The organism is Micromonospora coriariae, from assembly GCF_900091455.1.
GTDB classification, from domain to species: domain Bacteria; phylum Actinomycetota; class Actinomycetes; order Mycobacteriales; family Micromonosporaceae; genus Micromonospora; species Micromonospora coriariae.
The window spans coordinates 2402953-2415270 of record NZ_LT607412.1 but is presented as its reverse complement, the minus strand read 5'-3'; the positions used below and the strand labels follow the sequence as shown (position 1 = coordinate 2415270).

The window sequence follows — 12318 nt, the reverse complement described above, 5'->3', positions numbered from 1 at the left end:
TCAAGACCACCCTCATACGCTGGCCCTATGGCCACTAACATTAGCGATCTGCTGGCGGCTGCCGCGCCGCGAACCGTCGATGTTGTGCGCGGCATCGCCGATGACCAGCTCCACCTGCCCACGCCGTGCCGCGACTACGTCGTACGGGACCTGGTCAACCACCTGTTCGAGGTGGTGGTGAACTTCCAGGCGCTGGCCGTGAAGGGGTCGGTGGAGTGGTCCGAGAAGCCCGACCATCTCGCCGATGGCTGGCGGGACCGGTTCGAGACGGAGACCCGCCGGCTGACCGCCGCCTGGTCGGACCCGTCCACGCTGGAGGGCGTGTCGCCCGGCATGGGCATGCCGCAGAGCGTCGTCGGCGGCATGGCGCTGCTTGACCTGACAGTGCACGGCTGGGACCTCGCCGTCGCCACCGGCCAGGCGTACCAGCCGGCCCCCGAGGCGGTGGCCGAGCTGCACAACCTGGTCGAGCAGTTGGGCCCGACCGCCCGCAAGATGGGCGTCTTCGCCGACCCGGTACCCACCCCCACCCCCACGGACCTGCCAGACCTGGACCACCTCCTGGCCCAGACCGGCCGCACCCCCACCTGGCCCTGACCCCCCCGGCCTCCGGCCGGTCCCGGTCCCCGCCCCCCGATGGCCCGCTGGCCCCCGTTGATCATGAAGTTATTGCTGGCACGCGCGGCGTGTCGTGGCAATAACTTCATGATCACCGGGGTGGGTGGGGCGCGGAGGGTGGGGTGGGTGGGGTGGTGGGGGTGTTGACAGGGGTATTCGCTGGGTGAATAGTTCAGGGGTGTCCACGCCGCACGTTCTGCTCGGGTTGCTCGCCGGTGGCAGCCGGCACGGCTACGAGCTCAAGCGTGCGCACGACGAGCGGCTGCCCCGGGCTCGGCCGCTGGCCTTCGGGCAGGTCTACGCCACTCTCGGTCGTCTGCAACGCGACGGCCTGGTGGCCGCCGCCGGTCAGGACCGTGCGGCCGGGCCCGACCGCACGGCGTACGCGCTGACCGGTGAGGGTCGGGCCACGCTCGACCGGTGGCTGTCCACCGTGGAGCCCCCGATGCCGTATGTGGCCAGCACGCTCTTCGCCAAGGTCGTGGTGGCGCTGCTGGTAGCCGACGTCGACCGGGCCCGGTCCTACCTGATCGCCCAGCGCGCCGCGCACACCGCGCGGCTGCGTGAGCTGACCGCCGTCAAGGCCGACCCGGCAGCCACCCTCAGCGACGTGGTCGCGGCCGACTTCGCGCTCGCCCACCTCGACGCGGACCTGCGGTGGCTGCACACCACGCTGGATCGGGTCGCCGACTGGCACCGGGAGGTGCATCCGTGACGCAACTCCAGGCTCGCGGCGTGGTTCGGGCGTACGGCCCGACGCCCGCCCTGCGCGGCGTGACGCTCGACGTGACCGAGGGCGAGATCGTCGCCGTCACCGGCCCGAGCGGCTGCGGCAAGTCGACCCTGCTGCACTGTCTGGCCGGGATCCTGCGGCCCGACGCCGGCGAGGTCACCTGGCGCGGCCACCGGATCGACACCTTGTCGGAGGCTGCCCGGTCCCGGCTGCGGCGCACCGAGTTCGGTGTGCTGTTCCAGTTCGGCCAGCTGGTGGCCGAACTGACGGCGGCGGAGAACGTCGCCCTGCCCCTGCTCCTCGCCGGCACGGGGCGGCGAGAGGCACGGACGGCGGCGCTCACCTGGCTGGAGCGGTTCGGGGTGGCCGAGCTGGCCGACCTTCGGCCCGGCGAGATGTCCGGCGGGCAGCAGCAGCGCTGCGCCACCGCGCGGGCCCTCGTCACCGAGCCCCGGGTGCTCTTCGCGGACGAGCCGACCGGCGCGCTGGACACCCTCACCGGCGAGCAGGTGCTCACCCAGCTGGTCCGGCTCGCCCGCGAGCAGCGCACCGCCGTCGTGCTGGTCACCCACGAGCCGCGGATCGCCGCGTACGCCGATCGGGAGATCGTGTTGCGCGACGGCCTGGTCGACCACAGCGGCCTGGGGCTCGACGTGCCGCTGGCCGGCGGCTCCCGGTGAGGCCGGCGACGCTGGTCCGGCTCGCGCTGGCCGGCACCCGCACCGACACCGCCCGGGTGGTGCTCACCGCGCTCAGCGCCCTGCTGGCGACCCTGGCCGGTCTGGCGGCGCTCACCGTGCTGGCCATCGACAAGCCCGTCGGTGACGCGTGGGCGGAGTCCGAGCAGTACCGCAATGAGCTGCTGCGGGAGCCTGGGCTGCGCGGCGGCACCGCGTTCGCGTTGCTGCTGCTGACCGTCCCGGTGCTGGCACTGGCCGGCCAGTGCGCCCGGCTCGGCGCGCCGAGCCGGGACCGGCGGCTCGCCGCACTCCGGCTGGCCGGCGCCACCCCCGGCCAGGTCACCCGGCTGGCGGTGCTGGAGACCGGGCTGGCCAGCCTGATCGGGACCGTCGTCGGGCTGGGCGTCTACCTGGCCGGCCGGGAGCTGCTGCACCGGCCGGATGCGCAGGGGCAACTCGCCCTGCCGACCGACGTGCTGCCGTCGGCCGGGGCGCTGGCCGCGGTGGTGCTCGGTCTGCCGGTGGTAGCGGCGCTGGCCACCGCCCTGATGCTGCGCAGGGTCACCACCAGCCCGCTCGGAGTGACCCGCAAGGCCGCGAGGGAACGCGGACCACGCCCCTGGGCGGGGCTGCTGATCGGGCTGGGGCTGGCGTCCTTCGCGGCGGTCCGGCCGGTGCTGTACCGCTTCGACGGCAACGATGAGGTGCTGAGCTGGCTGGTGCCGCTGCTGTTCCTGGCAGGTGGCCTCGCGGCGATGATCGGGGTGGTGATCGGCACCGGCTGGATCTCGTACACCTGCGGCCGGCTGCTGCGCCGGCACGCCCGCCGTCCGCCGGCGCTGCTCGCCGCGGGCCGGCTGATGTCCGACCCCTGGGCGGGCAGCCGTACGTTCGCCGCGCTGCTGGCCGCTCTGATCTTCGGTGCCGGCGCGGCCGCGCTGCGCGCCTACTTCGTGGCGCAGGACGCACTCGACCGGGAACAGAACCTGCGCGACGGAGTCGACGCGGGTGCCGACTCGTTCTACCTGTCCACCATGAATCTGGTCGACTCGGCGGTCGCGCTGGCCGTGCTGATCGCCGCCGGAGGGCTGATCGTCGCGCTCGTGGAGGGGATCGTGTCCCGCCGCCGGGCCTACGCCGCCCTGGTCGCCACCGGCGTACCTCGAGCCACCCTGAGCCGCTCCGTCGCCTGGCAGGCGCTGACTCCCGCCGTGCCGGCGATCGTGCTCGCCCTCGGCGTCGGCACGCTGCTCGGCCGCGGGCTTTTCCCGAAGGCGACGATCGGCATGTCGTCGTCCGAGGTCTGTGACGCCACGGCGGCACTCTGCGACGATCCGGCGACCCGGCAGCAGTACGTCCGGATCGTGGAGACCGCCGGGGCCGAGCGGGTTCCGGACGTACCGCTGGAGCAGCTGGCCTGGCTGGGCGGCACCGCGCTGGCCGCTGTGCTGTTGACGGTCGGGGTCGGCCTGCTCTTCCTGCGCGCCAGCACGGCGGTGGACGAGCTGCGTACGACCTGACCGGATGTAACGCTCCCGGCGGCGGTGCCGCTGTTTGCACCGGAGACCCGGACCATCGGGTTTCGGGCGCCGGACCGGACGGTCGCGACGCGGTAACGGTGGGAGTTCGGCAGATGCACAATCAACCGGGCGGCGCTCCGCCGGTGTTCGTCGATGGGACCGGTCGGCGTCGCCGCCTGACCGTCGTCGCCGGGACCGCGATGGCTCTCGGCCTGCTCACCAGCCTCGGGCTCATCGCTGCCGGGCTGTTCCTGGACACCTCGGTGCCGCTGCCCGGCTGGTCCGACGACCCTCGTGCGCCACGGCCGGTGGAGGTCGGCGTGGACGCGATCAACCAGCCGCGGGTGGCCGACCCGCCGTCGACCTCTTCGGTGACCGGCACGTCGACCCCTCTGCCGAGCCCCACCCCGACCGCTGGTGCCCGGCGTTCCGGCCCGCCGGCCAGGGTGGCCCCGACCGCCACCGACCAGCCGGGCCAGAGCGACCAGCATCGCAACACCGCGAAGCCGAGCAGGCCACCCGGTAAGCCCCGGTGACGATGGCGCGACACGTGGCCCGGCGCGATCCCCGGGCACACTGGCTACTCCTTCTGCTCGGACTGCTTCTGCTGCTCGCGGCGCTCACGGTCAACGGCGTGGTGACCGGGCTCGCCGGTGGCTCCGGTGCCCCCGCCGCCGACGGCTCCGCCACGCCGGGCGTACCGGCCCAGGTCGGCTCGGGCGGCCCGGTGTTGCGGCTGGATCGGGCAGAGCCGGTCAGTCGAGCCCTGCCGGACCGGACGATCGCGCTGACCTTCGACGACGGACCGGACCCGCGCTGGACCCCGCAGGTGCTCGACGTGCTGCGCCGGCACGGCGCACACGCGACCTTCTTCGTGGTCGGGGCCCGCGTCAACGAGCATCCGGAACTGGTTCGGCGGATTCTCGCCGAGGGCCACGAAATCGGGTCACACACCTTCACCCACTCCGACCTCGCCGCACTGCCGGCTTGGCGGCGTGAGCTGGAACTCTCGCTGACCCGCAAGGCGATCGCCACGGCGACCGGCCAGGAGGTCACCCTGCTCCGGCCACCGTTCTCCTCGGTGCCGACGGCGCTGACCGGGCCCGAGTACGCCGCGCTGCGCGCCGCCGCGGGGACCGGGCACGTCGCTGTGCTCGCTGACCGGGACACCAGGGATTGGCAGCGCCCGGGTGTCGACAACATCGTGCAGGCGGCCACTCCAAGGCGGGGGCAGGGCGCCGTGGTGCTGATGCACGACGGGGGCGGCGACCGGGCGCAGACGGTGGCCGCGCTGGACCGACTGCTGCCCGCTCTGACCGGCCAGGGCTACCGGTTCACCACCGTCTCCACCGGCATCGGCGCCTCGCCGTCGATGGTTCCGGCAGGTGATGGCACCCGGTTGAGTGGCACCGCGCTGCGCTGGACCCAGACCGGCGCCCGCTGGTCGGCCGGTGCGATGAACCTGCTGCTCGCCGTCGCCCTGGTGCTCGGCGTGGCGCGGCTGGCGGTGCAGGTGTTCTGCGCCCAGCGGCACGTGCGCCGGGTCCGCCGGCACCGGCCTGGCCGGCCAGAGGTACGCGCCCCGGTGTCGGTGATCGTTCCCGCGTACAACGAGGCGGCGAACATCGCCGCCACGGTCCGCTCCCTGGTCGCCAGCGCGTACCCGCTGCTCGAGGTGATCGTGGTGGACGACGGATCGGACGACGGCACCGCCGACATCGTCGAGCGGATGCGGCTGCGCGGGGTACGCGTGATCCGGCAGGCCAACGCCGGCAAACCGGCGGCGCTGAACACCGGCATCCGGGCTGCCCGGGCGAACCTGCTGGTGCTGGTGGACGGGGACACCGTGTTCCAGCCGGACACCGTGCACCGGCTGGTGCAGGGCTTCGCCGACCCGTCGGTCGGCGCGATCAGCGGCAACACCAAGGTCGCCAACCGGCGCCGGCTGCTCGGCCGGTGGCAGCACCTCGAGTACGTGATCGGCTTCAACCTCGACCGGCGGATGTACGACGTGCTGAACTGCATGCCGACCATCCCCGGCGCGATCGGTGCGTTCCGCCGGGAGGTGCTGCTGCGGGTGGGCGGGGTGCCGGCGGACACGCTGGCCGAGGACACCGACCTGACCATGCAGGTGCTCAGGGCCGGGTGGCGGGTGATCTACGAGGAGTCGGCCATCGCCTGGACCGAGGCCCCCTCTTCGCTGCGCCAGTTGTGGCGGCAGCGCTACCGCTGGTGTTACGGCACCATGCAGGCGATGTGGAAGCACCGGCACGCGCCGCGTGAGTCGGGTGCCGGCGGCAAGCTCGGCCGGCGCGGACTGCCGTACCTCATGGTCTTCCAGATCGTGCTGCCGCTGACCGCGCCGGCGGTCGACGTGTTCGCCGTCTACGGCCTGCTCTTCCTGCCCTGGTCGACCCTCGCCCTGGCCTGGGTCGGGCTGCTGTTGCTCCAGGCGGCCACCGCCAGCTACGCGCTGCACCTGGATCGGGAGCGGTACGGGCCACTGTGGGCGCTGCCGTTGCAGCAGTTGGTCTACCGGCAGCTGATGTACCTGGTGGTGGTGCAGTCGGTGGTCACCGCGCTGGTCGGCAACAGGCTGCGCTGGCAGCGGATGGTACGTACCGGCGAGGCCGCCGCGCTGGTCGGCGCCGGTCGTCGTTGACCGGCCGGCACGGCTGGCGCCCGACCTGACCGGCTGCGGAGCGCGCCGCCGACGGTCAGGTCGGGGTGTGGAAGAGACCCGCGGACCAGGAGATCAGCAGGCCGACGGCGGCCGAGCAGCAGCAGACGAGCAGGGCGGCGGCCACGATCGCGAGGATCATCCAGGCGGACGCGCGCCGGGCCGCACCCGGCGGCGCGCCGGCCTCCGCGCCGTCCTCGTCCTCGTCGGTCATGGCCGCCCCCCGATCACCGTCAGGCGCGGCCGAGGCGGTCCAGGATCCACGCGTTGATGAACGCCTCCTCGCGCCAGGCGTCGTAGCGGCCGCTCGGGCCGCCGTGCCCCGCGCCCATCTCGGTCTTGAGCAGGTAGTCGCCGCCCGGCGCGACCGCCCGCAACCGGGCGATCCACTTCGCCGGCTCCGAGTAGAGCACCCGGGTGTCGTTGAGACTGGTCACGGCGAGGATCGCCGGGTAGTCCACCGGCGCCACGTTCTCGTACGGCGTGTAGGACTTCATGTACGCGTACACCTCGGGGTCCTCCAGCGGGTTGCCCCACTCCTCCCACTCGGTGACGGTCAGCGGCAGCGACGGATCGAGGATCGAGGTGAGGGCGTCCACGAACGGCACCTGCGCGACGATCCCGGTGAACGCGTCCGGGGCGAGGTTGGCCACCGCGCCCATCAGCAGGCCCCCGGCCGAGGCGCCCCGGGCGACCAGCCGGTCGCTGGCCGTCCAGCCGGCCTTGACCAGGTGTCGGGCGCAGGCGACGAAGTCGGTGAAGGTGTTCTTCTTGGCCAGCAGCTTGCCCTGGTCGTACCAGCGGCGGCCCAGCTCGCCACCACCCCGGGTGTGCGCCACCGCGAAGACCACGCCCCGGTCCAACAGTGACAGTCGGGCCACCGAGAACCACGGGTCCATGCTGGCCTCGTACGAGCCGTAGCCGTACAGCTCGCAGGGTGCGGAGCCGTCCCGGGGCGTGCCGACCCGGCAGACCAGCGAGATCGGCACCCGGGTGCCGTCGTCGGCCAGCGCCCAGTCGCGGTGCTGCTCGTATTCGGCCGGGTCGTACGGCCGCCCGTCCGGCCCGGGCAGCACCGGCTTCTGCCTGCGCAGCACCATCTGCCGGGTGACCAGGTCGTAGTCGTACACCGAGTCCGGCGTGACCAGCGAGGAGTAACGCAGCCGGACCTGGCCGGTGCGGTACTCCGGGTTGGCGTCCAGCCCGACGCTGTACAGCGGCTCGGGGAAGTCGATGTCGTACTCGTCGCCGCTGCCGACCGGCAACACCCGCAGCCCGGTGAGCCCGTCGGTACGCAGTGACACCACCAGGTGGTTCGCGAAGGCGTCCACCGCCTCCAGCCGGGTGCCGGGGCTGTGCTCGATCAGCGGCACCCAGTCGCCGGGCACGTCCGCCGACGTGAATGCCAGCGCGAAGTCCTCCGCGCCGTCGTTGTGCAGGATCAGGAAGCGGTGGCCGTGGTGCTCCACCGTGTACTCGACGCCCTGCCGCCGCGGTGCGATCACGGCCGGCGCGCCGGTCGGGTTGGCTGCCGGGATCACCAGCACCTCGCTGGTGACCTTGCTGTGGATGTCGATCAGGATGAACTTCTCCGACCGGGTCAGCTCCACGCCCACCCAGAACCGCTCGTCGTCCTCCTGGTGGACCACCACGTCGTCGGCGGCAGCCGAGCCGAGGGTGTGCCGCCAGACCCGGTTGGGCCGCCAGGCGTCGTCCACCGTCACGTAGAACAGCACAGAGGCGTCGGTCGACCAGGCCGTGCCGTAGAAGGTGCCCGGGATCTCGTCCGGGAGCAGTTCGCCGGTCGTCAGGTCCTTCACCCGCAGGGTGAACCGCTCGTCGCCGGAGAAGTCGGTGGAGTAGGCCAGCCAGCGCCCGTCCGGGCTGACGTCGAAGGCGCCCAGCGAGAAGAAGTCGTGCCCCTCGGCCAGCAGGTTGCCGTCGAGCAGCACCTCCTCGCCGTCCAGCGGTGCGCCGTCCGCGCTGACCGGTGGCTCGGTCTCGGAGTCGCGGACCGCGCGCCGGCAGTGCACCCCGTACTGCTGCCCCTCCACCGTCCGGGTGTAGTACCAGTGCCCGCCCTTGCGGGTCGGCACGGTCAGGTCGGTCTCCCGGGTGCGCTGCCGGATCTCCTCGTACAGGTCCGCGCGCAGCGCGGCCAGGTGCGCCGTGCGCTCCTCGGTGTACGCGTTCTCGGCGGTCAGGTAGGCGATCGTCTCCGGGTCGTCCTTGGCGGCGAGCCAGGCGTACTCGTCGACGACGGTGTCGCCGTGGTGGGTGCGCTCGGCGGGCACCCGCTTCGCCGTGGGCGGGGCAGTCTCGGTGGTCACGGCGGCCACGTTACCGGCCGGCCCGCTCCGCGCGCCGGACCAGCGGCATCCCGATAGTCGCCACCACGGCATTCGAACACATGTACGATGACCGGCATGGCTGCAGCAGCGAGTTCCCTCGGCCGGTCCGGAGCCCTCGAGATCACCCGACGGTTGACGGCGATCTGCGGTCCGCCGTTCGCCCGGCTCGGCGGTCCGGCCGACGAGGTCGCCGGGCGGCCGGCGCGCTGGGTGGCGGTGCCCGGCGGCCCGCACGCCGCGGCCGAGGTGCTGCGGCTGGCTGCCACGCACGACCTGGCGGTGGTGCCACGGGGCGCCGGCACGAAGATCGACTGGGGTGCCACGCCGGTGCAGGTCGACATCATGCTCGACACCGGCCGGCTGGCCGGCATCGGTCACGAGCCGGTCGGCGCGCCGGTGGCCGAGGTCGGCGCCGGCACCCCGCTGCGGGCGGTGCAGGCCACTCTGGAGCGCACCGGGCAGCGGTTGGCGATGGACGCCCCGTCACCCGGGGCGACGCTCGGCGGGGTGCTCGCCGCCGGTGAGGCCGGCCCGCTGCGGCACCGCCACGGCAGCCCGTGCGACCAGCTCCTCGGCGTCCGCTACCTGGGTGCCGACGGCGAGTTGGTCAGCGCCGGCGGTGGCGAGCCGGGGCTCGACCTGGCCCGGCTGCTCTGCGGCTCGCAGGGCGCGCTCGGCGTGCTGGTGTCGGCGAGCCTGCGGGTGCAGCCCGTGCCGGCCAGCCGGCTCTGGGTGTCCCGGCCCGTGTGGACGCCCCTGGAGGTGCATGACCTGGTCCGGACGATCCTCGCTGCCCGGCTGGAGCCGGCGGCCATCGAGCTGGACCTTCCGGCCGGGGCGCCCCGGCCGCGCACGCCGTACCCGCCCGGGCACCCGGCCACGACCGCCCGGGAACGTCACCCGTCGATGTCCGGGCGATCCGGTGCCCCGTCCCGGGCGGGCAGCCTGGTGGTGCTGCTCGAGGGCGGCCGACCCGATGTCACGGAGCGCGCAGAGCGCCTGGTCGGCCTGCTGCACGGGGAGGCGACCGTCGCGCACTCCGCGCCGCCCTGGTGGCGCCGTTACCCGTTCGCGCCCGGCGACACGGCGCTGCGCCTGGAGGTGCCGATCAGCGACCTGCACGCCGCTGTCTACGCGCTACGCGACGCGGCCGGCGCCCCGGTTCCGGTGCGAGGCTCCGCCGGGCTGGGCGTGGTGCACGCGGCGCTGCCCGGCGCACTGGCCCCCGATCGGGTGGCGTCCATCCTGGCCGCCGTCCGGGGCGTGCTGCTGGCCCGGCAGGGCCGCTGCGTGGTCGTGTCCGCCCCCGCGCCGGTGCGGCAGGCCGTCGACCTCTGGGGCGAGCTGGCCGGCCTGGCCCAGCTGCGGGCCGCCAAGGAGCATCTCGACCCGGAGCACCGGCTGGCGCCCGGCCGCCTCCCCGGCGGCCTGTGATGCGAGCGCGCCCGCTGTGGTCGGCCGTCAGTCCGGCCACCACCGGTGCGTGTCGAGCAGTGGCGGGATGACCGGGTGCGGTCTCAGACCGCGTCGTTGCGGAGCACCAGGATCGCGATGTCGTCCCGGGGCGGCTCGACCGAGAAGTTGATCGCGGCGGCGCGCAGCCGGGCGGCCACGACGTCGGCCGAGTAGCCGGCCAGTGGCGCGGCCGCGTCCCGCAGCCGGTCGGTGCCGAACAGCTCCCGGCCGCGCCGCCGTTCGGTGACCCCGTCGGTGTAGAAGACCAGGGCGTCGCCCGGGGCGAGCGTGATCTCCGCCGTCGGCGAGGTGATCGTGTCGAGCAGGCCCAGCGCGGTGCCCCCGGTGCCCACGAAACCGGCGCCGCCACCAGCGGCCAGCAACACCGGCCGGTCGTGCCCGGCCAGGTGCAGCGAGACGTCCAGCCGGCCGCCGTCGCCCAATCCGACCGCGGCCAGGGCCAACGTGCAGTACCGGCCGCCGCCCCGCTCGACCAGCGTCTCGTTGAGCCGGGCCAGCGCCTCCGGCAACGGCTTGCCGTCGCCGACCAGCACCCGGATGACGTCCCGGACCAGCCCGGTGACCGCGGCCGCCTGAACGCCCTTGCCCGAGACGTCCCCGATCACCACCAGCCAGCGGCCGTCGAGCATCGGCACCACGTCGTAGAAGTCGCCGCCCACCTCGGCGTCGTAGCCGGTCGGGACGTACTCGGCGGCGAAGCCGATCCCGTCCACCACGGGCAGCACCGGCGGCAGAAGGGACTGCTGGAGCGTCTGCGCCACCCGGCGGCGCTCGGCGTGGATCCGCGCGTTCTCGATGGCCAGAGCCGAGCGCCGGGCCACGTCCTCCAGCACCGACACCTCGTCCGGGTCGTGCCGATGCCGCTGGTGCCGCCCCACGGCCAGGGTGCCGAGCCGCTGCCCACGCGCGATCAACGGGACCGCGAAACCCTCCATCGGCCCGCCCAGCGGGATCTGCGCCGCGCTGCGGGACGCCTCGCGCAGGCGGGCCTGGATCGAGTCCGGACCCGTCTCGGCCAGCACCTTGTGCAGCTGTGGCAGCACCGACTCGTCCGCGTGGCTGGCCGCCGCCAGCCGCAGCCGACCCCACTCGTCAGTGGTGTGCACCGCACACCACTGGCCGAGCCGCGGCACCACCAGCTGCGGAATCAGCGCCATGGTCAGCTCGACGTCCAGCGACTGGGCCAACAACTCGCTCGCCTCGGCCAGGAACGTCAGCCACGTCTGCCGGCGGACATCGGCCCGGCGCAGCCGGTCGTTCTCCAGGTGCAGCGACAGCCGCTCGGCGGTCAGCACCGCCAGCGGTCGGGCGTACGCGGAGGGTGCGGCGTCCAGCTCCAGCTCGCCCGCGTACGGGCGGTGCACCGACAGCGGCACCCGGAGCAACTCCGTGTCGGCGCGGGGCTGCCGCCCGAAGCGGGCCAGCACCTGGCGGCCCTGCCCGTCGCCCCGGTCCAGACGGATCATGCCGCCGGCCGCGCCGACCATCTCGGCGACCCGGCTGAGCAGGTTGGTGGCGAAGTCGGGCAGCGGATCGTCCGCGTACACGTCGGGGGCGGTCTGCATGAGTTCGCTCATCGCGCTGGCGCTCGGCGCGGAGCTGTCGACGGCGGCCCCCGGGCCGGCGCTGCCGGGCATCGACTCGCCACCCGCTGTGCCCTCGGCCGGCGGGTCGACGCCGGGGCGGTCCAGCCGGAACCAGACGCCCTTGCCCGTGGGCAGGTACGTGGTGCCCCAGCGGCTGGCGAAGTGGTCGACGAGTAGGAGCCCCCGGCCCCGCTCGGAGACCTCGTTGATCTCGGTGGCGTCGTTGCGGGTGCCGACGGTCAGCTCGTCGCCCGACCCGGGCGCGAAGTCGGAGACGGTCACGGACAGCCCGACCTCGTCCGCCACGACCTCGATGTCCAGTTCGGTGCGGGCGTGCTCGACGGCGTTGGTCGTCAGCTCCGTGGTGAGCAGCAGCGCCTCGTTGGCCAGCTCGTCCAGGTGCGCTTCGGCCAGCACCGAGCGCACCACGGCGCGAGCGGCGGCCGGCGTACGCCGGTCAGCGGGCAGGCGGACACGCCGGACCGCCCCGTTCCGGGCCCCGGCCGTCGCGGGCCCCGCCTCGGCTGACACTCCCGTATCCTCCACCGTCCCCCTACCGGGTGCCAACCCGATCGGCCATCGCGCCGGGGGAAGGAAGGGCCCCTTGTTAACGCCTGCGGTAGAGCAGGGGCCCCCTCTTAACGGGACGCTCCCCAACCGACAGGGCGCGATCG

10 protein-coding genes are annotated in these 12318 nt (G+C 73.8%); 7 read left to right on the top strand and 3 right to left on the bottom strand.

Annotated elements, in window-relative coordinates; translation table 11 throughout:
- Window positions 1-27 precede the first annotated feature (27 nt).
- From GA0070607_RS11250 to GA0070607_RS11225, 6 genes are all read left to right on the top strand, one after another.
- A complete protein-coding gene (locus tag GA0070607_RS11250; protein WP_089018153.1) occupies window positions 28-597 on the top strand; it encodes a TIGR03086 family metal-binding protein in 570 nt (189 codons plus the stop codon).
- Window positions 598-796: 199 nt separating this feature from the next.
- Complete coding sequence (locus GA0070607_RS11245; protein WP_089018152.1) at window positions 797-1333, top strand: PadR family transcriptional regulator; 537 nt, start codon at window positions 797-799, stop codon at window positions 1331-1333.
- Window positions 1330-2031 (top strand): ABC transporter ATP-binding protein, encoded by a 702-nt coding sequence (locus GA0070607_RS11240; RefSeq protein WP_089018151.1) that lies wholly within the window; start codon window positions 1330-1332, stop codon window positions 2029-2031. The genes GA0070607_RS11245 and GA0070607_RS11240 overlap by 4 nt, the downstream gene beginning before the upstream one ends.
- Entirely contained in the window at window positions 2028-3551 is a 1524-nt protein-coding gene (locus GA0070607_RS11235; protein WP_089018150.1) for an FtsX-like permease family protein, read from the top strand. Before GA0070607_RS11240 ends, GA0070607_RS11235 begins: the two co-directional genes overlap by 4 nt.
- Window positions 3552-3664: 113 nt before the next feature.
- Window positions 3665-4087, top strand: a complete 423-nt coding sequence (locus GA0070607_RS11230) for a superantigen-like protein SSL4 (protein WP_089018149.1) — start codon at window positions 3665-3667, stop codon at window positions 4085-4087.
- A 2-nt stretch (window positions 4088-4089) separates the two neighbouring features.
- On the top strand, window positions 4090-6213 hold the full coding sequence (locus GA0070607_RS11225; RefSeq protein WP_089018148.1) for a bifunctional polysaccharide deacetylase/glycosyltransferase family 2 protein: 2124 nt from the start codon (window positions 4090-4092) through the stop codon (window positions 6211-6213).
- Between the two features lie 55 nt (window positions 6214-6268).
- Here GA0070607_RS11225 and GA0070607_RS32305 read toward each other — a convergent pair whose 3' ends face one another.
- Both GA0070607_RS32305 and GA0070607_RS11220 read right to left on the bottom strand, forming a co-directional pair.
- Window positions 6269-6445, bottom strand: coding sequence for a hypothetical protein (locus tag GA0070607_RS32305; protein ID WP_157743131.1), 177 nt, complete (start codon window positions 6443-6445; stop codon window positions 6269-6271).
- A gap of 19 nt (window positions 6446-6464) precedes the next feature.
- Window positions 6465-8561, bottom strand: coding sequence for a S9 family peptidase (locus GA0070607_RS11220; protein ID WP_089021792.1), 2097 nt, complete (start codon window positions 8559-8561; stop codon window positions 6465-6467).
- A 96-nt stretch (window positions 8562-8657) separates the two neighbouring features.
- Here GA0070607_RS11220 and GA0070607_RS11215 point away from each other — a divergent pair, with 96 nt between their 5' ends.
- Window positions 8658-10016 (top strand): FAD-binding oxidoreductase, encoded by a 1359-nt coding sequence (locus GA0070607_RS11215; protein ID WP_089021791.1) that lies wholly within the window; start codon window positions 8658-8660, stop codon window positions 10014-10016.
- An 83-nt stretch (window positions 10017-10099) separates the two neighbouring features.
- Here the strand turns inward: GA0070607_RS11215 and GA0070607_RS11210 are convergent, their stop codons facing one another.
- Window positions 10100-12175 (bottom strand): SpoIIE family protein phosphatase, encoded by a 2076-nt coding sequence (locus GA0070607_RS11210; RefSeq protein WP_089018147.1) that lies wholly within the window; start codon window positions 12173-12175, stop codon window positions 10100-10102.
- Between the last annotated feature and the right edge of the window lie 143 nt (window positions 12176-12318).